The sequence below is a fragment of the Streptomyces sp. HUAS ZL42 genome (assembly GCF_040782645.1).
Classification (GTDB): domain Bacteria; phylum Actinomycetota; class Actinomycetes; order Streptomycetales; family Streptomycetaceae; genus Streptomyces.
Genome location: NZ_CP160403.1, coordinates 17192 through 40957 on the forward strand (window position 1 = coordinate 17192; position 23766 = coordinate 40957).

Here is a 23766-nt window from a genome sequence, read left to right on the forward strand (position 1 = left end):
GACGAAATGGCAGGAGCCGCAGTGAGTGAAATCGATACGGAAGACCGGGAACCGTCCCAGGTGCAGGCGGCTGAACATAGCCAGACCACGGGGGACATAGTAGGGCTGGGACAGCCGTTCAATGCCGGGCTGCTCTCGCTCAGGAACTCCGGGATCAGCCTGGGCCGTAACGGACTGATCGTCCGGGCCAGCCAGCACCTGTACCTCCAACTGTCCCTGCAGTTTCTGGGCTGGATCGTCGCTCTCTGCGCAGGTGCAGGGGTAGAGGGCGTCCTCAGACTGTTCCGGTAAGAGCCGTCCGGCATACAGAAGAGACCGGGTTCCCTGCGCCTATGGCAGGGAACCCGGGCCAGCCAACGTGGACAACGCATGGCCGGGCAGGTGCTCTCCGATGCCCATGCATGAGGGTCGGCGGGGCTGATGGCGCTCTTTGAAAACGGCTCTGACCGCAGTTCCGTGAATCCCCAGGTCAGCGAAGTGAGCGAGGGATCGTTTCGGCAGAGTATGTCCCGGCATGGCGTGCGAGACGGTCGAGGCTGTGCTCTTTCCCGGGATCGATGTGCGGGTGGAGGGGGTGAGCGACTCCTCCGGCATCCTGGTGGCGGAGGCGGTGTCGACGGCCTGCCCGGGCCGGTGCCCGACCTGCCGCAAGCAGCCCGGCCGCGTGCACAGCACGTATCAACGCACCCTGGATGAGCGGCCGTTGGGCTCACGCCGGGTCATCGTCCGGCTGCAGGTGCGCCGGTACTTCTGCGATAGGAAGAGCTGTTCTCGCACGACGTTCGTCGAGCAGGTGCCGGGTCTGTCCGCGCGCTATCGCCGTTCCAGTACCGGGCTGGCGGGCTGGCTGCGGTCGATCGCGATCGAGCTCGGCGGCCGTCCCGCCGCACGACTGTGCGGCCGCCTGCGGCTGACCGCGGGCCGGACGCGGCTGCTCAGGCTGCTGACGGCGCCTGTGGCGCCGGACCGGGCGCCGCGGGTGCTGGGGGTGGACGAGTTCGCCTTCCGCAAGGGCTGCACCTACGGCACCGTCCTGGTCGACGTCGAGGCCGGCCGGGTCGTGGAAGTGCTGCCCGACCGCACCTCCGAGACGTTCGCCGCCTGGCTCAAGGACCATCCCGGCGCGGAGATCATCTGCCGGGACCGGGCGACCGCCTACACCAAGGCGGTCAGGGGAGCCGCCCCGGACGCCCTCGAAGTCGCTGATCGCTGGCATCTGTTGCAGAATCTGTCCGCCGCGGTGGAGAAGACCTGTCACCAGCACCGCGACTGCCTGCGCAAACGTGCCGAGGAGGAGACGGTGACCGAGGTTCCGGAGCCGCCCCCGATGCTGTTTCCGCCCGCGGAACTGCCCCGCACCCAGATCATCGAACGCACCCGCCACCGCTACGAGGACATCCACCGCCTGCTGGAGAAACGCTGGACGATCAGCGCCATCGCCCGCCGTCTCAACCTCGACCGCAAGACCGTGCGCCGCTTCCGCGACACCGACCTCGACCAACTACTGGCCTCTGCCCGCGACCGCCGCCCCAACGGCGTCCTGGAGCCGTTCAGGGCATACCTCAACGCCCGCTTCACCGAAGCCCAAGGCCAGGTCAGCGGCACCCGCCTGTTCCTGGAGATCCAGGACCGCGGCTACCGCGGCAGCCGACAGGTCGTCCGCAAACACCTCGCCGCCCTCCGCGCGGGCACCGCCGAACCGGCCCGCGCCGACATCCCGAGCCCTCGCAAGATCACCTCGTGGATCATGCGGCCCCGGGAGACGCTCACCGAAAGCCAGGACGAGCGACTCCTTCAAGTCCGGCTCGCCTGCCCGGACATCACTCAGGCCTGCGACCTTGCCCGCGCCTTCGCCGACATAGTCCGCCACCAGCGCGGATGCCTCCTGCTGGAGTGGATCCGGCAGGCCGAACAGTACGCACCGAAGCCCATGAAGGGCTTCGCTGGCTTCCTCCGCCAGGACCTCGACGCCGTCACCTCCGGACTGACCCTGCCCTGGAGCTCTGGGGTCGTCGAAGGGCACGTAAACAGGGTGAAAACACTCAAGAGGGCTATGTATGGCCGAGCCTCATTCGAACTCCTCCGGACCCGCATCCTCGGAAACGGCCCGTGAGACAGTCGGACACGGCTCACCGATCATCACCGAGGAGAAGAATCCATGAGTCCGTTGCCCGCCGTCACCGGCCGTGATGAGTTCGATGCCCTGGTCGTCAGAACCGACTACCTCGACGACCAGGCGTGGCAGGACGTAGCGGCGGCGCTGATGGAGCCCTGGGGAGACAGGCCGTACGAGGCAGACGTCCACTTCATCGACGATCTGGCCTGGTCAGGGGCGACCGTTGACGAGGTGCTGACGGCGGTCCGCGGCGACGACAACCTGGCCGTCGTCTTTCTCGCCGACCGTACAACCATGCAGGCCGAGAGCCACCCGCTGCTGGCGGTCACCACGCTGACGCGGGAGGAATGCGTGGACGACGAGGACTACGCACAGCTGACCGAGTTCGGCCGCCATTTCCGCACCATCCCCGCAAGACTCCACGAGGTCCACGCGAACCTGAGCATCGGCAACCTGGGCTTCGAGGAGTTTGCGGCATGGGCTCACGATGATCCCGAGGGGATCTTCCGGTCCTTCTGAACGGGTTCACGGAACTGCGGTCAGAGCCGTTTTCAAGGATCCTCATCAGGGCCTCATTGCCCGGCCGCAGCCATGAACGTACCGAACGCCTCGGTGGTGACAGAATCGCAGGTCGACTCACATCACTCGCTGCTCGAAGCCACGTCGCGGGCGGCGTAGGGCAGGAGTTCAGCGATGGCAGCCTCGTTTGAGAGGGGCTTTCGGGTGCCGCACCCGACCAGCACCACCAGACGCAGCAGCGGACAGCCGAACTCCTCCACCTCGCCGACATGCCTGGGGAAGTGCCAGGCCAGTGCCTCCTCGTCCGGAACGGTCAAAGTGGGTGCCGTCAACAGCGACGACCCGCACACCGCGGTAGAAAAAGTCCGGTCTGCGCCAAAGTGGCCACAGGACCAGCGAGGATCTCGAACAGGCGGCGCAGCGGGGCACTGCCCAGTCGGCGGCGGGCCCGCGACAGCGAGGAGGCGCACGGGCTCATCACCTCGATCCTGCCCAGTCCCGCGCGGAGCTTGTCCCACTCCGCCTGGTAGGAGGAGCGCTCGAAGAAGGTCAGGGCAAGCACGAAGTACACCACCGCCCGCGCTGGCAGCAGCCGCACGCGCCGCTTGCGCGAGCCGGTCTCCTCGAGCACGGCGTCGACCAGCTGTGGGTCAACGACCTGCGTCAACTCTCCCCGACGGCCGGGGCATCCAGAGCATGCGCTGACCCCTCGGGTGGCGGGGTGGCAGAATGCCGCAGCAACGGACCTTTAGGACGACGATCTCTGGGCTCGACACCACAGGGATCTACCAGGGGTCCCGTCCTCTCGTTCATGGACGTGACACAGCACCAGGCGGCATAGCGCCACGGTGTTGCACCACGCGGGACGCCATCGAATGGTGTCGCCGGTGGTCGTGGCCGCCGCCGGCTACGGGCAGAACGCCGACGCCAGCAAGCACAGCACCTGCCATAGAAGGGGCCTGCCGAGTGCCCGCAACGGTCTACTGCTGCTTGGCGTACTGAACGAAGGCTGTCCAGGCCGCTGGCTCAACGCAGATGACACCGCTGTGGCGGTCCTTCGTGTCACGCACCATGACCACGCCCGAGTCGTTGTCAGCGACCTCGACACACGTGTCCTGCGTGGTGTGCGAACTGGTGTGCCAGTTGGGCTTCTCAGGCAAGGTGAGCTCCTACGCGGTTGGCATCCGGTCGAAGTGCTGCATCGCAGTAAAGATGATGTCCCGGACGTTGCTCCCATAGACCGCTGACTGCTGGAGAAGAGCGAACGCCTTGGCGTAGAGCTCGATTTCTCGCGGTTGGGAGACGGACAGCTCTGCAGAGTAGGTCTCCACGAGGACGAGTTTGTCGTCGAACATCGAAAACGAGTTGCCGGGCCAGATCGCGGCCGGTGCGGAGCGGGGGACGATGCCGAGGCTGAGTCTGGGCAGGCTCATCACCGCCAGGAGGCGGTCTAGTTGGCCCTTCATCACGTCGGGGCCACCAAAGTTGGTGTAGAGGGCCTGTTCGCCGAGCAGCACGTTGAAGATCCGCTCGCCTTGGTAGAGGTAGTGCTGGCGTTCCAGTCGCTTGGCTACGGCTGCCTCTGAGTCGTCGGGAATCTCGTAGTAGTTGACGACCTGCTCGAAGACTTTGGTGGCGTACTCGGTTGTCTGGAGGGTGCCCCAGACGACGGTGGGGTGCCAGATGCGGAATACCTTGGTCTTGGCGTAGACGGGGATGGCTTTGTGCTGCCGGCTCTTGGCGCCGGCTTGGAGTTGGCGGCGCCACTCGAGCCAGAGTTCGTCGACATGGCGGACGATCGCGATCAGGTCGCCTATCTGGTCCACCTGGCCGGTGATCTCGCACCAGAGACGGATGTCGTCTTCGCTCGGGCGTTGTTTACCGTGCTCGATGCGCGAGACCTTCGACTCGTGCCATGCGGTGGCATGCGCGAAGGCCCGCCCGCTGGTGAATCCGGCGTCCTTGCGGAAGCCGCGCAGCCGGGCGCCGAGCGCCTGCAGTGCCTCATCTACTTGGGTGGTCACGGATGGTTCAGGGTGTGTACTCGGCGTGCGGGACGGCGTGGGTCCACAGCAGGTCCCGCACGGCTACGCATGCGGCGACGGCGTCCGGGTCGGCGATGATCTGTGATCCGAGGACGCGTCCGTCGGGATCGAAGTGGCCCACGGCGAGGAGGTGGTCGTCGTACAGCCACCAGTCCTTGCCGTCGAAGGGGAAGGTGATGCCTTCGGGCAGGAGGTGGCGGGGCAGCCAGCGGATGTCCTCGCCGGCTTCCTCGTTCAGCTCCGTGAGGTCGTACTCCCACTGGATGTAGGGGCTGAGCGGTTCTGTGATGACCCGGACACGGCGGACGCTCATGCCGCGCCCGGTGGTCTGCTGTACGAGCCGGATCCACGGCGTGAGATAGGACGTGTCGGTGCGGCCGCCGGTGAGCCAGCTCTGAAACGGTCCGTCCTCGTCGGGTACCGAGTAGTCGTCGCGCAGCTCCAGGTGGAAGGCATCACGCTGGAAACGCTCGAAGAGCGTGTTGCGCTCAGCGCTCGAGATCAGCTCCACGCGGTTCCTCCAGCAGGGCGGTGATGTCCGCCTTCGCTACCTCAACGCAGCTCTCATAGTGCGGGAGCGACATCTGGGACAGGGCCTCTGCGTCGCTCACCGCTTTGCCCTGGACGACGCACGTACCCTGCGGGGTCACGATCATGATCGGGGCCCGGACACGTTTGATGTCCCCGGCCGCAAACCCATCCTCCTTCAGGTGCTCGAACAACTCGGTGGGCACCTCCACCGCACTCTCGCCCTCGGGTACATCGAGCTGCATGAGCAGTTCGTTGGCGAAGAGCTGCCAGCCCTGGACGATGTAGCTGTCCCGGTCGGTCGCATACAGCGTCGGGCAGTCGCCGCCCGTGGAGTTGGTGCCAAGGAACCGTAACTTCATGGCCACTCTCCTGTCGTCATCCTTGCTCAGGTTTGCGCGACACATCGATGGTCAGCCGACCGTAGGAGCCCGTCAACCGGCATGCTGCAAACTCGCGCAAGCATCTTGGGAGTTGAGTGACACCGGTCCTACGGTCGTCATCAGTCGCCGTCGACTGCCACGCCCGAGCTCGCCTACCGGGCACCGCACCCCGGCGACCTGGAGGAGAGCCCGGCCCTGCGCGGCCCGTCAGGGCCGGGTGCCCCACCCCGGAGGGACCACCTTGACCATGACCGCCGCAACACCCAGCCCAAGCGGCATGCCCGGCTACAGTGCGCTACTGCCGTGCCGGCCCCAGTCCGTACCGTGCGCCCGACGCCTCGTCACCAGCGCTCTTGGCGCGTGGGACATGGACGTGCTGGCCGACGACGCGGAGCTGATCGTGTCGGAGCTGCTGACGAACGCGATCGACCACACCCACTGCTGCTTCGCACGGGTGATGGTCCAGCGTCCGCTCGAGCACCGTGTTCGGGTGTCCGTCGCCGACGCCTCTGCCGCGCTGCCCACCCTCTCCCCTGCCGGCGGCTGGGCCGAACGAGGCCGCGGCCTGATGCTCGTCGACGCGCTCAGTACGCAATGGGGATACGACCGCCACCCGGGCTACAAGACCACCTGGGCCGAACTGCACCTGCCGGCCACCACCCCGTCACCGTCCGCCCCGACCCCCGGTGCGGCGCTCGCAACGGCGGACCATCCCACCGCCGTTCGGGCCGCGGCCCGGTGTCCCGCGTGTGACGAGGCGGGCCGGTGAGCATCCGAGCGGTCGTGTGTCACAAGGAGTGGACCCTCCAGCCCGACCGGGAGCCGGACGCCGAGCCCACCACCTACGCGATGCAGTGCGCCATCTGCGGCGAAAGCTCAACCCCCGGCACCGATGTCGCCGAAGCACAGGACTGGGTGCTCCAGCACGGCGGCCGTAACCCCGCACACCACACCTATCGGGAGGTCATCACCCGGCCGTGGCGGGCCTGGTGGACACCATGATCCGCCGCGCCGTAAACCGGCCGGCCCGCTACACCGGCCCCCTGCTGATCGTGCTCATCGCCGCCTCCTGCGGCTTCGTGATCGGCGTTGCCGTCGCCACCGGCCCCCGCCCCTGAAAAACCCCCGTCCCTGCCGGATGGAGCCGATCGCTGTTCCCCTACTCCGCAAGGCCCCGGCAGGGACGGGCCACACAGCCCCGGCCCGCGCGGGCCCACCCCCCAACGCCTACCGGGCGAACGCCGCTGGGCAGGCCGCCACAGCCCGCAACAGGCGCGAGCGGTCCTGCACCCTGCGACCACCATCGACGAGAAAGAAGAGCCCTTCGCGTGCACACTGCCACCGGACCAGGCCTGGTCCCCTTCATCACCCAGCGGGAGGGCGAGGACAGCCGCACCGGACAACCTGATCATTGTTCAGCACCCCGGCGGCGGGCCCTGGCTGCACTACCTGGACGAGAACCCCAGGGACCGGGATGTGCGGGGCGTGCAGTGGGCGCGCTGCTCGTTCAACCCGGTGGACGAGCGCGGATGGCCCACCGGCGTCCCCCAGTGGAAGCTGATGCACCCCTACCGGCAGATGATGACCATGCAGGCCCTGCGCTGCCAGGTCTGCGCGCAGCCCGCGCGCAGCGCGCTGGGGTTCATCTTCCTCGCCGGGCCCGGCGATGTGGACCCCGCTCAGGTGCCGGCCTTGACCAACCAGCCGCCGGTGTGCGCCAAGCACGCCCTCACCGCCGCCAAGCTGTGCCCGCACCTTGCCAACAACCCCATGGTCTTCCTGGCGCGCAGCGCTCCGCTGTACGGGGTGAGTGGCGTCCTGTACGGGCTGGCAGGAGACGGCGCACACGTCGTCGCACGACCCGACAACCCCCTGCCCTACAGCCACCCCACCTGCCCACCCTCCTCGCCTCACAACTCATCCGCCAACTGACCTCCTACCGCCTCACCGACCTCGACGAGCTACTGCACGAACTCACCCCACCCACCGGGTAAATCCCCCGCCCAGTGGACCGGACAACCCCACCCCCGGCCTGGCCATCAGGGCAGACCAACCCCCGGTGCCGGCCTGCCCCCGTGTCCCCCACGGCTCAGCGAGTCACCCCGCCGGTGCCCTGCCCACTTCACCGCCCCTCCCCGTCGAGGCGGCAGAGGGCACTCCCCCACACCCCGCACGCATCGTCATCGATCAACTCGAAGGGAAGACGCTGCCTCAGCTCTCCCAGACGCCCCGACGCGAAGACACCGGAGGCCACGGTGATGGAGCGACTCAGCGTGGTGGGTGAGACACCGGAGCTCGAGACCGCCACTGCGTACCCTTGCGCCAATTTGTCACATTATCGAGCCCCTTTTTGGTGACGTGATCAGCTGGCGCCGCCGCATCTTCTTTCGGCCAGGCAGTTGACATCCCCTCACCCTTGACTCATGCTCTCCGCAACTGGTCATAACCAGACACTACCAGTCTCGCAAACGGCTGGGGTTTGTCCTCGAGACAGCGCGGTGGAGCGTTGCCACGACGGGCTCGACATCGAGCCGACTAGGCAGTCCCGAAGGTCTGAGAAAGGCACGAGTGTTGGAAATGCGAATAGGTCTCCTTGGCGCGGACCCTCCGGGCGCCCTCCACGCGGTGAGCCCTGCGGCGGTGCCGGAATGCAGGTCGCTGGCTGTCGCTTCGGAGCAGGTCTCGCACACCGCTCTGGAAGCTATCCGGAAGTCCCCCTCGACCCGAAGCAGGTCGACGCGGTCATCATCCCCACACCGACGGATACGCACGCCCACTACGGGCACGGATCGCTCAGTGCCCTCGTCGCCATGAGCCGAACCAACCACGGCGCCTTCCCTAGTGGATCTTTCAACACCCACAGCGAGTCCGGCAGCGGCACCCTTATCGACGACGCGGTGCATCCGACCGACGCCCTGCGCGGGCTGACCGGGTATGAGTACCGGACCTTCCGTGCGGAGACCGGCAGTTATAGCCGGGTCGGTGACGTGGAGGACGCGGAGCAGGTAGTCGTCACGACCACAGGCGGAGCCTGGGCGAGCATCGACCCGAGCTGGTCACATCCGGTCAGCATGTCCGGGGCAAACGACCTGGTGACGGCCCTGGGGTTCGAGAACGACAGGTTCTCGACCGACGCCTTCGCAGGCCATGGCTCACCCCTCGACGAGGACGGCGCCGTCACCCACCCGCCGTACGGCCAAAGCATGGACGCAGAGCTTCCCGACGACTGGCTCGCCATCCAGCTCGGCTCGGCACCACCCGTCCCAATGAACGACGGCTGCAAGGCCACCCAGGCCGCGCTCACCACCTTGACATCAACCCGGTACGGAACAGTCGTCGACATTACGGAGCAGGAGAACGGGTCGGCATGAAGAGCATTGCAAACAGAAGCGGCCTATTGAGGCGCTTCGGTCTCTGGCTGGTGTTCGCACTCGTCACCAGCGTCTTGATGGCCGTATCACCAACGTTCCGCTCCACGGTCAACTTGGAAAACATCCTGGAACAGAACGCCATCATCGGCATAGTTGCCTGCGGCATGGCTGTGATGATGATCTCCGGCGGCTTTGACCTGTCCGTAGGAGCTGTAGGTGCCACCACATCGGTCGTAGGGGCAGTCGTCGCCAGCCGTGGCAACGGTGCCATCGTCACCATCGGCGTCGGCCTCCTCGCGGGCATTGCGGTCGGTGTCGCCAACGGCATTCTGATCGCGAAGGTCCGTATCAACGCCTTCGTCGCCACCTTCGCCATGGCCAGTATCGTCTCCGGCCTGCTGTTCGTCGCCACAGGCGCCGAGTCCAAGCAGGGCGTGACGCCCCTGCTGGAGAGCGCCGCCAACGCGCGGGTCGCCGGCATCCCCGTGATCTTCGCTGTCTTCATGGGTTGCCTGCTTGCGGTGTGGTTCCTCCTGACCCGCACCAAGTACGGGCACTACATCTACAGCGTCGGCGGCAACGCCGAGGCCAGCCACCTGTCGGGGGTCCCCGTACAGCACGTTCAGATCTTCGCCTTCGCCATGGGCGGCCTGATGGCCGCAGGCGCCGGCTTGCTGCTCCTCGGCCAGACGATGGTCGGGCAGCCCTCGGCCGCGGCCGACTGGCCCCTGGAGGCCATCGCCATCTGCGTGGTCGGCGGCATCGCCTTGACCGGCGGTATCGGGCGCATCGAGGACGTCCTCGCCGCGACCCTCCTCCTCGGCGTCATTTCCAACGGGCTCAACCAGCTCAACGTCTCGCCCTACTGGAAGCCTGCCGTCACCGGACTGGTCATTCTCATGGCCGTGGTCATCGACCGCTACAGCCGGCTCCACAACGGCGCCGGGCGCGGCAGCAAAAACTCCCCCGCCTCTGCCGCGCCCGGCGCGCCCACCACCACCCCACTGACCCCGTCGGCCTCGACCTGACCGCCGGCTGGTACGTCCCCTGCGCTGCGCACGCGCTGAGGACACGCACAAATCCGCACATCACCAAGTCCTCCGCGGACTTCCGCACGACACGCCCCAAGGGAGCACCATGTCCGCATCCATCCCCGCCCGCCGCACCTTCAGACGTTGCCTGGCCGCCGCGACCGCCACCGTGCTGCTGACCGTGCTTACGGCCGCTTGCGGCGAGACCGGCAGCAGCACCGCCGGCGGCAAGGACAAGACCTTCACCATCGGTCTGGCCAACGCCGACACCACGATCCCCTTCCTCGCCTCCATGAACTCCGCCTTCGAGGCCGAGGCGAAGCGGCTCGGCATGAAGACCGTCACCCTCAACGGCGGCCTCGACAACGCCAAGCAGGCCGCGAACGTGCAGACCCTGGTGGCCCGCAAGGTGGACCTGATCCTGGTCTGCTCCTCCAGCCCGACCGCCGTCATCCCCGCCATCAAGCAGGCCAACCGCGCCGGTATCCCGGTGATGGCACTCAATGCCCAGCTCAACCCCGGCGCCGACCTGGTGACGTATATCGGGGCCTCGGACCGCCAGTTCGGACAAGGTGAGGGCAAGCTCATCGTCCAGGCGCTTCCCAAGGGCGGGAAAATCGCAATCACGCTCGGAACGCTCGGCTCCACCCCGCAGGTCGAGCGGCTCAAGGGCATCAAGGACGTCCTCAAGAATCACCCCAACATCAAGATCGTCGCCACACCGGTCGACAACTTCAAGAACAGCGAGAACCTGTCCGTGACCCAGGACCTCCTCTCGAAGTACCCCAAGGGGAAGCTGGACGCGATCGTCGCCCAAGGCCCCCAGATGTACGTCGGGGCCCAGTACGCACGCAAGATCGGGCGCAACGAGATCCGCTTCATCGCCGGCGACTACTCCAAGCAGGTCGAGGCCGCCATCAAGTCCGGCGACCTTTACGGCACCGTCAACCAGAGCCCCGTTCTGGAAGGCAAGCTCGGCGCCCAGTACGCCAATTACTGGCTGACCGGCCAGAAGGACAAGGTCAAGCGGCCCAACTACTACATCCCGCTGCCGCTGATCACCAAGGACAACGTGGACACCAACCCCGCTGAGTGGAGCGGCTGACCTGATTGCCCTGCGCGCCTGAGATCACGTACCGCCGGCGCGCAGGGCGGTCCGCCCTTCTCCACCGGCCAACCGGGGCCGACCGCCCACCCCGGTGTCTCCACCACTTCAGACGTGCCGACACATATGCAGAGGAATGAGTGTCCATGCCCAGCGCCATCAGACTCCAGCTCTCGGACGTAACCAAACGGTTCGGTCCTGTCATGGTGCTTGATCACGTCGACTTCCAGGTGCGCGCCGGAGAGGTGCACGGACTTGTCGGACAGAACGGTGCGGGAAAGTCGACCCTGGTCAAGACACTGGCCGGTCTGTACCCGGACCACGGCGGCCTGATCACCGTCGACGGCAAACGCGCGACGCTTGACAGCCCACGCCAGTCCAGGGCGGAGGGAATCGCCGTCATCCACCAGGAGTTCAGCCTGGTGTCCGAGATGACCATCGCCGACAACCTCCTTCTCGGACATGAGCCCGGACGGTGGCGCTACAGCCGACGGGACGTCCGCAACCGGGCCCAAGCCTTGGTCGAGCAAGTCGGCATCGAGATCGGCGAGAGCCTCGACGCGAGCGTCGGCACACTCAGCCCGGCCATCCGGCAACGCATCGAGATCGTGAAGGCCCTCGCGGACGATGTGAAGGTACTTATCATGGATGAGCCGACCGCCCGCCTGTCCGAGGCCGAACGGCAGTCCCTTTTCCGCGTCGTACGCGACCTCGCAGACCGCGGCGTGGGGCTGGTGTTCATCTCCCACTTCCTCGAGGAGGTCCGGGAGGTGACCGACTGGCTCACCGTGATGCGCAACGGCAAGGCCATCGCGTCGGAGCCGACCAAGTCGCTGTCGGTGGTCCAGATGGCCGAGCTGATGCTGGGAGAGAAGTTCAAACAGACCTTGGACGAAGAAGTCGCCTCCCACCACGCCGACAACCAGCAGCCCGTCGTTCTGGAGGCGGATTCGGTCAGCTGCGGACCCCGCCTTCGCGACGTCACCATCAGCCTGCGCGCGGGTGAGATCATGGGTGTGGCCGGTCTCGTCGGCTCCGGCCGGACCAGGCTCTGCAGAGTGCTCAGCGGTGCCGAAAAGCCCACGAGCGGACGCCTTCGCCTTCGCGGCAACCAGGTGACCTTCACAACCCCGCGCAAGGCCATCGCCCACGGCGTGGCACTCATACCGGAGGACCGCAAACACCAAGGACTGAGCCTGTCCGCACCGCTGACGTGGAACCTGTGCCTCATGGCCATGCACCGCCGGCTGGGCCGCTGGGGCGTCGTACCACGCAGTGCGGTCCGGCGCCTGAGCACACGCCTCGTCGCGGACCTGGAAATCTCCCCGGGCAACATCGACGCCAACGCCGCGACACTCAGCGGCGGCAACCAGCAGAAGGTCGTCCTCGGCAAGACGTTCGCCGCCAATCCCGAGGTGCTCATCATCGACCAGCCCACCGCCGGCGTCGACATCGGCACAAAGGCACAGATCCACCGTCTCCTGCGCGAGCGAGCCGACGCCGGCGCCGCCGTCCTCGTCGTCTCGGACGACCTGGAAGAGCTGTACGCGCTCGGTGACCGTTTCCACGTCCTACGACAAGGGCGAACCGTTTGGCAGGGCACCTCGGCCGACGTCACCCACGAGCAACTGGTGCAGCTCATCTCCTCAGGTTCGGCGCAAAGTGCCTGACCGGATTCAGGACCTCGTCTCCTCCGCCTGATCTGCCCCATCCGTCTCGCCCAAGCGCCCCTGGCGATGCGGTTTCGGCAGTCGGGCACCGGACGGCGAGCCGTGCGATGCCGGGCGCGTAGCCGTTCGCTCTCGGCGACGAGGTCCGGGTCGGTGTAAAGGATCGCCGGCCTCTACCCCAGCGAGGCCCAGACCGACGCGAAGGACGCGTTCATCGTCGCCGACGCCGTCCGCGCGATGCCACACATTCTGCGGGCGATAGACAGCTAGGACGAGACGTTCTGCTCGGAACGCCGGACTATCGGCGCGGGGGTGTGTCCACGAGATCCTCCTCTCGAACGGGGATCGAGATGCGAGCCGGCGCCTCAGCGGAGCAGTGTGCTGACTGCTACCACTTGTGAACCGGACCGTGCACCAGGAGGGGTGTTCATGCATTGGGCGAGGTGGGTCGTTTTGATCCTCGTTGTGATCATCGGCGGATGGGTGCTCTTCGACGGTCTCCACGCTCTGGTGACAGGGGATTTCGTGACGCCCAAGAGCGGGACACACGCCGGTCACCTAGGGCCGTGGGCAAATCTTGTCTCTGGAGTTGGGCTTGGTCCAGGCTCGATGCTGATCAAGCTCATGTTCGTTGGCTATGCGAGTGCATATCTCGCCTCAGGCATCACCTTTATTGCGGGGGTACCGCGGGCGTGGTGGGCGGTGCTTGTCCTCGCCGTTCTCGGACTTTGGTATCTGCCGTTCGGCACTGTGGCCAACCTCGCGGTTGTGACCCTCTTGTTCATGCCATCGCTCAGGACAACGGCGTAGCGAGCGCGGGGACCGTCATCAGCATCCTGCACCACGCGGTGCAAACAGTTGCCCCTGACGACCAGGCACAGGCGCGGTGGGTGGCGAGCAATGCTCATGGCTTGTGGATCGGCCTCGGGTTGGACGCGATAGGCTGTTGTCCCGCCGGATCCCGAACGACGAGAGCGAACTCCTGGCCTTGATCGGGGAGTCCGATACCGGGCTTGGACGAGACTGCCTTCATCGCGGCCCGCTCGGTGTCGTAGTCGGGACGAGCTTCGGCGACCATGCGCACCGCACGACGACGCAGCTCAGCGGGGTAAGGGCAATGCCGCGCAGCTGCGGACCCGGCACGCAGCGCCGCTCGAGCGAAGCTGTCCTGCCCGCACCGGACGCGCCAGGACTTGCATGAGTTCGTGGAGGGACCCATGGGAGCAGAAGCATGGCCATCGGTCATTGCCCTGATCGGTGTGACCGTCGGAAGCGCGCTTTCGTTCGCGGCGCAATGGGTAAGTCACCGCGCCCAGGATCGCCAACACCATGCGACGCGGCAAGAGGCTCGACGCAACGAGCGGCTGTCTTGCCTCGTCACCTTCCTCGAAGTAGCGCAGGAAGCCGAACGCACCGCGATGGACCAACACCCGGTACGCACAGACGATGACGAGTGGCGCCGGAGGGCAGATGCTGTCCAGGATCGCCTCTGGGTGGCGCAGAAGACACTGCACATGCTGTGCCGGCCAGCTGTTGCGCAGCCCGCTCACGCGTTCGCCCAGACGGTCAATCATCTGCTCTGGCACGGTCCGGGAGCTCAATCGGTCCGCGACTTCCTACACCCGACGCGCAACGCGTTTCTTGATGCTGCACGATCCGATCTTGAGCGCCACGCCAGGTAGCCGGGCCATCCCCATGGACGCGCCATGGGCGGTGTCCCTGGTCGTGTCCCGCAATGTGGTGTAGCAGCGATCACGGCGAAGATGCAGGTCACGTGCTCAATCAGCCTGCACGACACCCTTGCCGACCTGACTGGCCATCAGGCGAGGGGGCCCGGCCGAGGCGGCCGGGGCGGAGCCCATGGCCTTGGCCTCGGAGAAGGTCGCATCAAGGTCGACAGTGCCATGCCGCAGGCGCGACCAACTGACGTAGCGTCAGGCCTGTCCGGTCGGCGGGTGCCAGAATCTGGCCCACGACCTGCACTTTCGCGGTGATCGCTGTTACACCACTCGGCGGGACGCCATCGTGTTCCTCACCGCTCTGCGGCTGCTGCGCCGGGAGTTGACGACCCGACGTCGACGGATCGGGACTCGGTGGCGGCCGTTGTCGTGCGGTCGGTCCGCCTACTCGCCCCGCCCCACCTCAGGTGCGGCCATACCCACGCCCCTTGCGACTGGGTTCGGAGTGGCCATCGGAATCCCAGCGTCGGTGTGACGACCTCGGAGTGCGTCAGAGTCGCGCAATCGGCCCATGTACCGCCGCGCGGTCACCGCACGGCTGCTTCCGCGCGCAAGCAGCCACAAACACCATCGGGTCTGAACGGACGATTCGGAGGGTGCGCAGGCTTGCCTCGCGTCGGGGCGGGCGCGTGCGGATTCTCGGTCCCTGAGCTGCTTCCAGCCAGACTCCTGAGCGGCGGTCCGGTCCATCCATCGCCTGCCGCGCACCCGCGCGCCATGCACCCGCATGGTCCATGGCCGCCGGATCGTCAACCCCGGCAGCGTTGGAATGCAGTACGGCCGCACGATCGCCGCGCCGGCAGCGCGGGCATGCCATACATCCGTGGTGAAGCTTCCTGGGTGTTGCTGGGCCCCGGCGTCGACCTCCGTAGCACCGCGTTCCGCGTCTCCAAGAGTCTCGCCCGCTTTCGTCGGCGAGGTTTGTGCGGGTACCAGCACGGCGATGAGTCGGCAGACGCGGTCACCTTCGCTCGGGCCGCTCTGGATGGTCGTGGTCGTCCGGGCGCCACCTTCCGGCCCCGCGCCATGCCGCGTCGTCGACGGCACGCTCACGTATGAGATCAAACAGCATGAGAACGAACACCACCACGGCCGACAAGAGGACGGCGCCGATGGCGAACCCGACTATTTTCGTCACGCTGTATCTCCTTCCCACCGCTGTTGTTCATGGCCGTCTTCTTCACGATCAGGGGTAAGGCCCCGTGGCGGCAGGGTCCCGGCCGCCTACAGCCACGGGCTTTGCGAGGTGTCGCGGTGAACCGGCGCACCATCATGTGGGACATGTGCTCTGCGGGCCTGGGCGGTGGGGTGGTGGTCCGTCCTTCGTGGACTGGTCAGGCCGTGTCGGAGGTGGTGGCGGGCTCAGGCTGCACCGGCCACGAGTACGGGCTGGCTGGTACGCAGGGATTCGTAGGCGGCCAGGGCGGTGCGGAGCGTGCGTAGTCCGGTGTGTCCGTCGGGGTGGGCTCGCTGGCCGGTGCGGGCGGCGGTGAGGAAGGTGTCGAGCATGGCCGCGTTGAGGTCGATGGCGCCGGGCTCCCAGCGGGTGGTGGCTTGGGTGCTGTCGTAGCCGTCGAGGAGGGGTGGGAAGGCGTCGAACTCGACGAGAGCGCGCTGCCCGACGCAGGTGAGAGTGAGGCCGCCCCAGGTGGGATGGGTGGCTGGGTGGCTCCAGCTGCAGTCGATGGTGGCCACGAGCCCGTGGGCGTAGGTGAGGGTGAGGAGGCTGGCGGATTCCACCTTCGGTTCGTTTTCGTCCTCGTCTTGGTCGTTCCGTGTGAGGAGGGTGTTGGCGACGGCGTAGACCTGTATGGGTTGTTCGCCGTCGAGGAGAACGTCCAGGAGATCCGCGATGTGCAGGGTGTGGTCCATGATCGCGCCGCCGCCCGCAAGGGCGGGGTCGGCGAACCAGGGCCGTTCCAGGCCAGGAGGGCGGGAGTTGTTGACGCCGTGAACGCTGAGAAGGGATCCAAGGGAGCCCTCGGCAAGGGTGTGACGCAATGCTGTGAAGGCTGGGTGGAAGCGTACGGGATATGCGGTCATGAGGTTGACCCCCGCTTGCTCACAGGCGTTGATCATGGCGCGGGCGTCGTGTTGGGTGGTGGCTATCGGCTTCTCGCACAGAATGTGTGCGCCTGCCGCGGCGGCTTGTTCGACAAGCTGACGGTGCCGTGTGTTCTCGCTGGTGACAATGACGGCTTGGGGGCGTTCTGCGAAGACCTCTTCGTAGCTGGCCCTGTGGGTGACGCCGAGTTCGTCAGCCAGGGCCTTGCCGCGGGTCGGGTCGCCGGGCGGGGCGTCGGGGTCGGTGGTGATGAGCTCGATGTCGCTGCGGTCGCGGAGCAACTCCATGTACGTGGCGGCGTGAACGTGGGCGAAGGACAGGACGGCGACCTTCATCAGTGGCTTCCTTCCATGAGCTTGCGCGAAGACGCGTCTTCGACTGCGACGGCCAGGCCGGTTGCTACGGACTGGCGTGCGGCTGCGGCGATTTGGACGGCCGCCACACCGTCCCACGCGTTGACTCTTGGGGCCGGGCCGCCCTGGAAGGCGGCTGCGAACTCACGGATCTGGGCGGCGAACGGGTCTTCGCCGAAGTCTCCGGTCGGTACGCCGTCGGCTTCGGCGCCGGTTTGGCCGACCAGGCGCAGCGACGGGTGTGCGAGGGAGTCGTGGCTGAGGGTGCCGTTGGAGCCCGCGACGTGGAAGGTGTAGCGGAACGGCGTGGCAGGTGGACCCCACACGCCCAGGACCTGGGAGATGACGCCGGAGGCGTGGGTGAGGGTGGCGCTGCCCGTGGCCGTGGCGCCCTCAGGCGCTGGAGCGGTGAGGTGGCCCCGCTGAGTGGCGTGGATGCAGACGACTTCCCCGAACAGCCACCTGGCGATGTCCATGTCGTGGAGCATCTGGTCGGTCACGATGCCTCCGGACAGCACGGGATCCGCGAACCAAGGGCTCCATGTCGGATAGCGACCGGTGCGGGTGAAGCGGGCCACTGCGACGCGCCCGAGCGCATTGGAGTGGACAGCGTCGCGGAGTCGGACGTAGGCGGGGAAGAACCGCACGACGTGCCCGGGGTACAGCTGGCGACCTGTCCTCTCCGCGGCGTACGCCATCTCCAGGGCATCCGCAGGGGCGAGCGCCAGCGGCTTCTCGCACAGCACGTCCGCCCCTGCCTCGAAGGCGGCCAGAGCGATGTCGCGATGGGTTGACGTGGGGGTACAGATGTCAACGACTGTCGCCCATTCCAGCACCTCTTCGAGGGTGGAGGCCTCGGTGATTCCGAACTCGTCGGCAAGAAGGGAGCCCTGCCCGTCGGTGGAAAATACGCTGACCCGTGCCCCTAGGGCGATCCAGGCCGGCAAGTGGGTGCGCGCGATGAAGCCGGCACCGATCATGGCTACGTCGAGTCTCTTCACGCTCTGGCCTCCTTGTCGTTGCTTCCCCGGGCCGCTGTCCGAGCGCTGATGGATCTGCGTATGTCCAGCAGACGTCGGTGGGTGAGATCGGGAACTGTCCAGCGCGCTCCGGCGCGGGTGAGATCGGCTGCGGTGGCGCTCGTGGTGACACCGACGATGTTCCGCACACCGGCGGCGACAAGCGCGCGAATCCCCGAGGGCGAGTCCTCGAAGGCGAGGCACTCTTCCGGCCGTGCCCGCATGGCCACGCAGGCCCTCAGGTAGCCCTCCGGCGACGGCTTGCCGCAGGTGATTTCCTCGGAGGTGACGACGACGTCGACCAGGTCGCGCACACCGAGAACATTCTCGAGGAGGTGCTGGGCCCACTGCGCTCCGGCGCTGGTGACGACAGACAGTGAGTACTTTGTGCGCAGCTGCTGGATGAGAGCGATGGCGCCAGGCACGACCTTCACGCTGTCGGCATGCTCCAGGATAAAGGCGGTCATGGTGGCGAGGGCAGCAGCCGCGTCTGTCCCTGTCCAGGGCCCGGGCACGCCCGTGATGACGTCGCTGGGACGCCGTCCCATGTACCGCTGCTCGTAGTCGGCGTCGGTCACCTCTACGCCCCACGAGTCAAAGAACGCCTGCCAGGCACGCCGGTGCACGTCCTCGCTGAGTACCAGAGTCCCGTCCAGGTCCATCAAGACCGCCTCACAGGCGGAGCTGGTGCCAAACGCCTTTCGGGGGCCGAGGCCTGGGCCCGTCATGACATGGCCCAGCGGAACAGGAGTGCCCCGGTCTGGATCGGCCCGGTGACGGCCGGCGGCTGTCCTGATCCGGGTGGGCTGTCGAGCACAACGACGGGGCATATCGCGGACAGGCCGCGTGCTTGGACCGTGGCAGGGTCGAGGGTGATCACAGCACGACCCACCTCGACTTGCTCTCCTTCCGCAACAAGCGTGCGGAAACGTTCTGCGTTGAGCCGCCGCACAGTGTCGATGCCCATGTGCACGAGAACGCCGGTCCCGCTGCCGGTCCGAATCACGAACGCGTGCGGATGCAGCTTGACGACAACGCCGGCTGCAGGTGCCACGACATCAACGGGCCCGGTGTCACGAGAAGGTTCCACCGCCGGTCCCGAGCCCACCATCTGAACTGCGAAGACCGGATCGGGCACCTTGCCGAGTGCGACACGGTCACCGGACAACGGGGCATAAACGGCGAGGCTCACAGCATCTCCTTGATGTCCTCGGCCAGACAGTCCGCCTCGGCGCCGACGACGACCTGCACGATGCCCGCCGAGACGAGAACCCCGAGAGCACCCGCCCGCTTAAGGGCAGCGACGTCGACGGCGTCCCTGTCGTTCACCTCGGTGCGAAGCCTGGTGATGCAGGCCTCGTTGTCGGCAATGTTGTCGGCCCCGCCGAGCCCCTCGACGATCAAACGCGCTGTGGACATGAGCCCCTCCAAATGGGTCACCTGTAAATGGAGCGTGTCGCAGCACCGCCCATTACTGGTAATGACCAGACATGACCAGAAGATACCTCCTCTCCATCTCTAGCGCAACGAAAGGATTGCCATGCACATGACAAATGCCAGGCCCCCTATGCCACACCGCCCGGGACGACTAGATCACCGGTCGGTGAGCGTCATGTGCAGCTGATACCGGTCGGCACGGAACCATGAGTACGCGTGCTCAACGGGCAGCTCGCCACTGTAGGCGACCCGGTCGAAGGTCATCACGGCGACACCTGGACGAATGCCCAGGAGTGCGGCCGTCTCCGCAGAGGCAAGCGCGGCTCCGACCGTCTGCTCCGCCCGGTTGACAGGATGCCCGAAGCGCGTATCCAGGGTGTCGTAGATCGAGACAGTGAAGTCCACACTGTCCAGTTCAGGCAAGAGGCTGGCGCTGTACCACGCATCGTCCACGGAAATGGGTGCCCCGTCAGCCAGCCGGAGGCGGCGGACGTGCCACGCCTGCTGCCCCTCACTCATCTGCAGCGCCTCGGCCGATGCAGGAGAGGGGATATCCTGGCTGATCGACAGGACGACGGTGCCCGGCTCCAGACCGAGGCGGCGCATATCCTCATGGAACGAAGCCAGGCGCAGTTCGGAACGGTACGCCCGCTCGGCCACGAAGGTCCCCCGCCCGTGGACGCGGACGGCCAGACCTTCGGACACCAGCTGGCCGAGCGCTTCGCGCACCGTTACGCGGCTGACCCCGTGGTCGATGCACAGCTGACGCTCACTAGGCAGTGCATCGCCGGGCGACAGTCGATTGGTGCACATGTCGACCAGGATCGCGCGGAGCTGTGCGTGCTTGGGCACCATGCCCTTGGCGACAATCCGCTGTTCAGCCACTGCGAACCCACTCTCTGCCCAGGGACAGTGCGCCCCTACTGGTTATTACCAGTATGCATCACGCGCTCACCTAACCGATTCCCTACGCGGGACTGGAGCACGGGAGACCTCGCTCCTGCCCCGGCCGGCGCTTTGCCTTCTTCTGCATCGGCGGGCAGAGGCATTGACACCTGTGCGACACCGGGCCATCCTGAGCCAACTGGTAATAACCAGGTGGTACCGGTCTTGTCCACTGGGCCCGTCCTGAGGCTATTCCGCCCGCCCCCGCGCTCCGCCCTTCCTGCACTCCTTTGAGGTCGCCATGAGCACCAGCACAGCCCCTTCCGCCGGCCGCCTGGCAGGCCTGCAGAAACTCGGCCGCAGCCTGATGCTGCCGATCGCCACGCTCCCCGCCGCAGGTCTCCTGCTGCGGCTAGGACAGGACGACGTCCTGGGCCGTTTCCCCGAACTCCAGAACACCGCACACGTCATCTCCGCCGCCGGCGGAGCGCTCTTCACCCACCTGCCCCTGATCTTCGCTGTCGGCGTCGCCATCGGCTTCGCGAAGAAGGCAGACGGTTCAACCGCGCTGGCCGCTGTGGTGGGATATCTCGTCCTGGACGGCGTCTTCAAGGCGATGTCGCCGGTCGTCCTCAAAGGCCAGAAGGACCTGGCAGGGGAGCAAGCCCTGGTCAATTTCGGGGTCCTGGGCGGCATCGTCATGGGCCTGCTCACGGCAGTCCTGTGGCAGCGCTTCTACCGCACCACACTCCCGCCTTACCTGGGATTCTTCAGCGGACGCCGACTGGTACCCATCCTGACGGCAGTCACCGCTCTCGTTGTCGGCGTTCTGATGAGTCTGATCTACCCCCTGTTCAACGATGGCCTGACCTCGGTCGGCAAGGCCGTCGACGAGAACAGCATCGTCGGCGGCGGAATCTACGGCACCGCGAACAAGCTGCTGATCCCCCTCGGCCTGCATCACATCCTGAACTCCGTCGTGTGGTTCATCGTCGGCGACTACAAGGGGGCACACGGAGATCTGAACCGCTTCTTCGCGGGCGACCCCGAAGCCGGTATCTTCATGACCGGCTTCTTCCCGATCATGATGTTCGCCCTCCCGGCCGCGGCCCTGGCCATCTGGCGCGAAGCCCGCCCCGAACACCGCAAGGCCGTCGGCGGCATCATGTTCTCTGCCGCACTCACCAGCTTCCTGACCGGGATCACCGAGCCGATCGAGTTCTCCTTCCTCTTTGTCGCCTGGCCCCTCTACCTCGTGCACGCGGTGCTGACCGGAACTTCTCTCGCCCTGGTCAACGCCCTCGACATCCACCACGGATTCACCTTCTCCTCCGGACTCATCGATTACGTCCTCAACTGGGGCAAGGCCACTAACCCCCTGCTGCTGATCCCCATCGGCCTGGGCTACGCCGCCCTCTACTACGTGCTGTTCCGGTTCGTCATCCGCCGCTGGAACCTGCGCACCCCCGGCCGCGAGGAGGACACCCAGGAGTCAGCCCAGGAATCCACGGCATGACATCCATGCTCTGTAACCCGTCGAAAGGAACCGTTCATGGCGCAGCGCGTCGTCTCCATTTGCCCCTGCAGCAGCCTGCATGCCCGGCCTTCCGGCGCTCTCGTTCAGGCTGGCGCCCAGGCATCGGTCCCCATGACTCTTGCCGTCGACGGCAAGACCCCGGTCCCCGCCGACAGCGTGATGAGCGCCATGACACTCGGCGCCAGCTGCGGCAACCAGGTCACCCTGACCGCGGAAGGAGACCAGAAGGAGGCTGTGCTGGAAGGGGTAGCGACCCTGCTGAGCAAGGATCTCGACGCGTGAGCGCCCCCTCCACCACGATGGCCGGCTACGGCGTCAGCCCAGAGCTCGCGTGCGCACCACTTATCCGTATGATGCCGCCGCTCGTCACGGACCCCGACGAAGCGCCGGACGACGATCCCGGACACGAAGTCCAGCCCATACGACAGGCCCTGACCAAGGTCGCCGAGCAGCTCTCTACGATTGCGACGGGTGGAACGGCCGACGTCATCCTGGAGACTGGCGCCGCCATGGCCAGCGACCCCGCCCTCATCCGAGCCTCCGCCCGGCACATCAGCGAGGGGGTGCCGACCGCCCACAGTCTCCCCCTCGCCGTCGACAGCTATCGCAGCGAACTCGACTCCCTCGACTGCTCCATGGCCGAACGGGCCACAGACTTGCGTGCCCTCCGCAACTGCGCGGTCGCGATCCTCCTGGACGCGCCCATGCCCGGCGTCCCCCACCCCGGACACCCCTTCATCCTGGCCGCAGCAGACCTCTTCCCGGTCGACACCACGGTTCTGGCCGACAGCGAAGCAGTGGGGCCGCTCACCGAAAGGAGCAGCCCAACGAGTCACACGGCCATTTCCGCGCACAGCCTGGGACTGCCTGCTGTAGTGGGCTGCGCAGAGGCCGCCGTTCTGCCGGACGGTACTCCCGTCATCCTCGACGGCAGGGCTGGCACCCTCGAAGCACACCCCTCGTTCGAGCGCCGGCAGCAAGATCTGGAGCAGGACCGTTCCCGCAGGCTGCGTCGCCTACACGGCCCTGGACGCAACGCCGACCAGCACTCCATCTCCATACTCACGAACATCGGCACGCCCGGCGATGCCCCCCGCACGGCAGAGGACGACAACGAAGGCGTCGGCCTCTGCCGTACCGAATTCCTCTACCTGGACCGCCACGAAGCCCCCACCATCGACGAACAAATAGACGCCTGTACAAAGGTCTTCACAGCATTCAAGGGCCGCGCTTTGACCACGCGCACCCTGGACGCCGGCCCAGACAAGCCCTTGCCCTTCCTGCAGATGTCTGCCGAGGACAACCCGGCCCTGGGGATTCGGGGTCTGCGCACCTCCACGATCGCGCCCAGCATCTTCATGATCCAGCTCAAGGCACTCGTCGCGGCACAACAAAACTCTGGCGGGCAGATGAGGGTCATGGCCCCCACGGTCTCCACCGCTCAGGAAGCCGCCCAGTTCGCCGAACTGCCCCGCGGCTACGAAGTACATTCCGTCGGCATCATGATCGTAGTGCCGTCAGCAGCCCTCCTCGCGCACGAACTGCTGCAGCACGTCGACTTTGCCAGTATCGGCACCAACGACCTGGCCCAGTACACACTCGCCGCGGACCGCACGACCCACAATCTCTCCCACCTCCTGGCCCCCTGGCGACCAGCCCGTCTCACCCGCACCGCCCAGGTGTGCAGCGCCGCCCCGGTAATCGGCCGCCCAGTGGGTGTGTGCGGTGAAGCGGCAGCCGATCCGCTCCTCGCCCCCGTCCTCGCCGGGACGGGCGTGAGCAGCCTTTCCACGGCAAGTCCGGCCGTAGCCCCGGTTCGTGACCCACTCGCCCGGCTCACCCTGCAGCACTGCGAGGACCTCGCCGCCGCAAGAGTGCATGAGGGAACCAGGTACCGCACGCGCCACCACACAGCGGATGAGTGATGCCTTCGCCGCAGCGACTGAACGGCAGGAGGCATGAC

General features: G+C 66.6%; 28 protein-coding genes. 15 read left to right on the forward strand and 13 right to left on the reverse strand.

The genetic code is table 11. The features are described 5' to 3' along the window. Positions 1 to 21: 21 nt before the first annotated feature. The 3 genes from ABZO29_RS00060 to ABZO29_RS00070 all read left to right on the forward strand — a co-directional run bounded on the left by ABZO29_RS00060 (position 22) and on the right by ABZO29_RS00070 (position 2635). On the forward strand, positions 22 to 291 hold the full coding sequence (locus ABZO29_RS00060) for a hypothetical protein (protein WP_367318078.1): 270 nt from the start codon (positions 22 to 24) through the stop codon (positions 289 to 291). A 223-nt stretch (positions 292 to 514) separates the two neighbouring features. Beyond that, a complete protein-coding gene (locus ABZO29_RS00065; protein WP_367318079.1) occupies positions 515 to 2113 on the forward strand; it encodes an ISL3 family transposase in 1599 nt (532 codons plus the stop codon). Between the two features lie 45 nt (positions 2114 to 2158). Then, positions 2159 to 2635, forward strand: coding sequence for a hypothetical protein (locus ABZO29_RS00070; RefSeq protein WP_148832412.1), 477 nt, complete (start codon positions 2159 to 2161; stop codon positions 2633 to 2635). 122 nt (positions 2636 to 2757) lie between these two features. Here the strand turns inward: ABZO29_RS00070 and ABZO29_RS00075 are convergent, their stop codons facing one another. From ABZO29_RS00075 to ABZO29_RS00100, 6 genes are all read right to left on the reverse strand, one after another. Continuing rightward, positions 2758 to 2952 carry a hypothetical protein gene (locus tag ABZO29_RS00075; RefSeq protein WP_367318080.1) on the reverse strand — a complete coding sequence of 65 codons (195 nt, stop codon included), beginning with the start codon at positions 2950 to 2952 and terminating at the stop codon, positions 2758 to 2760. An 11-nt stretch (positions 2953 to 2963) separates the two neighbouring features. Further along, positions 2964 to 3302, reverse strand: a complete 339-nt coding sequence (locus tag ABZO29_RS00080) for a transposase domain-containing protein (protein ID WP_367318081.1) — start codon at positions 3300 to 3302, stop codon at positions 2964 to 2966. Between the two features lie 313 nt (positions 3303 to 3615). Next, on the reverse strand, positions 3616 to 3795 hold the full coding sequence (locus tag ABZO29_RS00085) for a DUF397 domain-containing protein (protein WP_367318082.1): 180 nt from the start codon (positions 3793 to 3795) through the stop codon (positions 3616 to 3618). 9 nt (positions 3796 to 3804) lie between these two features. Next, positions 3805 to 4659 (reverse strand): helix-turn-helix domain-containing protein, encoded by an 855-nt coding sequence (locus ABZO29_RS00090; RefSeq protein WP_367318083.1) that lies wholly within the window; start codon positions 4657 to 4659, stop codon positions 3805 to 3807. 7 nt (positions 4660 to 4666) lie between these two features. Further along, positions 4667 to 5191 carry a DUF6879 family protein gene (locus tag ABZO29_RS00095; RefSeq protein ID WP_367318084.1) on the reverse strand — a complete coding sequence of 175 codons (525 nt, stop codon included), beginning with the start codon at positions 5189 to 5191 and terminating at the stop codon, positions 4667 to 4669. Next, positions 5169 to 5570 (reverse strand): hypothetical protein, encoded by a 402-nt coding sequence (locus tag ABZO29_RS00100; RefSeq protein WP_367318085.1) that lies wholly within the window; start codon positions 5568 to 5570, stop codon positions 5169 to 5171. Before ABZO29_RS00100 ends, ABZO29_RS00095 begins: the two co-directional genes overlap by 23 nt. Positions 5571 to 5868: 298 nt before the next feature. Here ABZO29_RS00100 and ABZO29_RS00105 point away from each other — a divergent pair, with 298 nt between their 5' ends. The 9 genes from ABZO29_RS00105 to ABZO29_RS00145 all read left to right on the forward strand — a co-directional run bounded on the left by ABZO29_RS00105 (position 5869) and on the right by ABZO29_RS00145 (position 14450). Further along, on the forward strand, positions 5869 to 6360 hold the full coding sequence (locus ABZO29_RS00105; RefSeq protein ID WP_367318086.1) for an ATP-binding protein: 492 nt from the start codon (positions 5869 to 5871) through the stop codon (positions 6358 to 6360). Continuing rightward, complete coding sequence (locus ABZO29_RS00110) at positions 6357 to 6593, forward strand: hypothetical protein (protein ID WP_367318087.1); 237 nt, start codon at positions 6357 to 6359, stop codon at positions 6591 to 6593. Before ABZO29_RS00105 ends, ABZO29_RS00110 begins: the two co-directional genes overlap by 4 nt. Positions 6594 to 7067: 474 nt before the next feature. After that, positions 7068 to 7523, forward strand: a complete 456-nt coding sequence (locus tag ABZO29_RS00115; protein ID WP_367318088.1) for a hypothetical protein — start codon at positions 7068 to 7070, stop codon at positions 7521 to 7523. Between the two features lie 878 nt (positions 7524 to 8401). Further along, complete coding sequence (locus ABZO29_RS00120) at positions 8402 to 8962, forward strand: hypothetical protein (protein ID WP_367318089.1); 561 nt, start codon at positions 8402 to 8404, stop codon at positions 8960 to 8962. Beyond that, positions 8959 to 9990, forward strand: a complete 1032-nt coding sequence (locus ABZO29_RS00125; RefSeq protein ID WP_367318090.1) for an ABC transporter permease — start codon at positions 8959 to 8961, stop codon at positions 9988 to 9990. Before ABZO29_RS00120 ends, ABZO29_RS00125 begins: the two co-directional genes overlap by 4 nt. Before the next feature lie 109 nt (positions 9991 to 10099). Then, positions 10100 to 11098 (forward strand): sugar ABC transporter substrate-binding protein, encoded by a 999-nt coding sequence (locus tag ABZO29_RS00130; RefSeq protein WP_367318091.1) that lies wholly within the window; start codon positions 10100 to 10102, stop codon positions 11096 to 11098. A 203-nt stretch (positions 11099 to 11301) separates the two neighbouring features. Continuing rightward, entirely contained in the window at positions 11302 to 12768 is a 1467-nt protein-coding gene (locus ABZO29_RS00135) for a sugar ABC transporter ATP-binding protein (RefSeq protein WP_367318092.1), read from the forward strand. Between the two features lie 453 nt (positions 12769 to 13221). Next, the gene (locus tag ABZO29_RS00140; RefSeq protein ID WP_367318093.1) at positions 13222 to 13578 is read left to right on the forward strand and encodes a hypothetical protein; all 357 of its coding nucleotides are present in this window, start codon (positions 13222 to 13224) and stop codon (positions 13576 to 13578) included. A 407-nt stretch (positions 13579 to 13985) separates the two neighbouring features. After that, complete coding sequence (locus ABZO29_RS00145) at positions 13986 to 14450, forward strand: hypothetical protein (protein ID WP_367318094.1); 465 nt, start codon at positions 13986 to 13988, stop codon at positions 14448 to 14450. A 1018-nt stretch (positions 14451 to 15468) separates the two neighbouring features. Here ABZO29_RS00145 and ABZO29_RS00150 read toward each other — a convergent pair. The 7 genes from ABZO29_RS00150 to ABZO29_RS00180 form a co-directional block, all read right to left on the reverse strand. Further along, positions 15469 to 15645, reverse strand: coding sequence for a hypothetical protein (locus ABZO29_RS00150; RefSeq protein WP_367318095.1), 177 nt, complete (start codon positions 15643 to 15645; stop codon positions 15469 to 15471). Positions 15646 to 15869: 224 nt separating this feature from the next. Beyond that, positions 15870 to 16907 carry a Gfo/Idh/MocA family protein gene (locus tag ABZO29_RS00155; protein ID WP_367318096.1) on the reverse strand — a complete coding sequence of 346 codons (1038 nt, stop codon included), beginning with the start codon at positions 16905 to 16907 and terminating at the stop codon, positions 15870 to 15872. Next, positions 16907 to 17926 (reverse strand): Gfo/Idh/MocA family protein, encoded by a 1020-nt coding sequence (locus tag ABZO29_RS00160; RefSeq protein WP_367318097.1) that lies wholly within the window; start codon positions 17924 to 17926, stop codon positions 16907 to 16909. Before ABZO29_RS00160 ends, ABZO29_RS00155 begins: the two co-directional genes overlap by 1 nt. Continuing rightward, positions 17923 to 18606 (reverse strand): HAD family hydrolase, encoded by a 684-nt coding sequence (locus ABZO29_RS00165; protein ID WP_367318098.1) that lies wholly within the window; start codon positions 18604 to 18606, stop codon positions 17923 to 17925. Before ABZO29_RS00165 ends, ABZO29_RS00160 begins: the two co-directional genes overlap by 4 nt. 62 nt (positions 18607 to 18668) lie before the next feature. Beyond that, positions 18669 to 19136, reverse strand: coding sequence for a PTS glucose transporter subunit IIA (locus ABZO29_RS00170; RefSeq protein ID WP_367318099.1), 468 nt, complete (start codon positions 19134 to 19136; stop codon positions 18669 to 18671). Beyond that, positions 19133 to 19363, reverse strand: coding sequence for a glucose PTS transporter subunit EIIB (locus ABZO29_RS00175; protein WP_367318100.1), 231 nt, complete (start codon positions 19361 to 19363; stop codon positions 19133 to 19135). Before ABZO29_RS00175 ends, ABZO29_RS00170 begins: the two co-directional genes overlap by 4 nt. A gap of 174 nt (positions 19364 to 19537) precedes the next feature. Continuing rightward, complete coding sequence (locus tag ABZO29_RS00180) at positions 19538 to 20266, reverse strand: GntR family transcriptional regulator (RefSeq protein ID WP_367318101.1); 729 nt, start codon at positions 20264 to 20266, stop codon at positions 19538 to 19540. Between the two features lie 301 nt (positions 20267 to 20567). Here ABZO29_RS00180 and ABZO29_RS00185 point away from each other — a divergent pair, with 301 nt between their 5' ends. The 3 genes from ABZO29_RS00185 to ABZO29_RS00195 are packed head-to-tail and all read left to right on the forward strand — an operon-like array spanning position 20568 to position 23728. Beyond that, complete coding sequence (locus tag ABZO29_RS00185) at positions 20568 to 21782, forward strand: PTS transporter subunit EIIC (RefSeq protein WP_367318102.1); 1215 nt, start codon at positions 20568 to 20570, stop codon at positions 21780 to 21782. Positions 21783 to 21818: 36 nt separating this feature from the next. Continuing rightward, complete coding sequence (locus ABZO29_RS00190; RefSeq protein ID WP_367318103.1) at positions 21819 to 22085, forward strand: HPr family phosphocarrier protein; 267 nt, start codon at positions 21819 to 21821, stop codon at positions 22083 to 22085. Beyond that, positions 22082 to 23728: a putative PEP-binding protein gene (locus tag ABZO29_RS00195; protein ID WP_367318104.1), complete on the forward strand. Its 1647-nt coding sequence runs from the start codon at positions 22082 to 22084 to the stop codon at positions 23726 to 23728. The genes ABZO29_RS00190 and ABZO29_RS00195 overlap by 4 nt, the downstream gene beginning before the upstream one ends. The last annotated feature ends 38 nt before the right edge of the window (positions 23729 to 23766 follow it).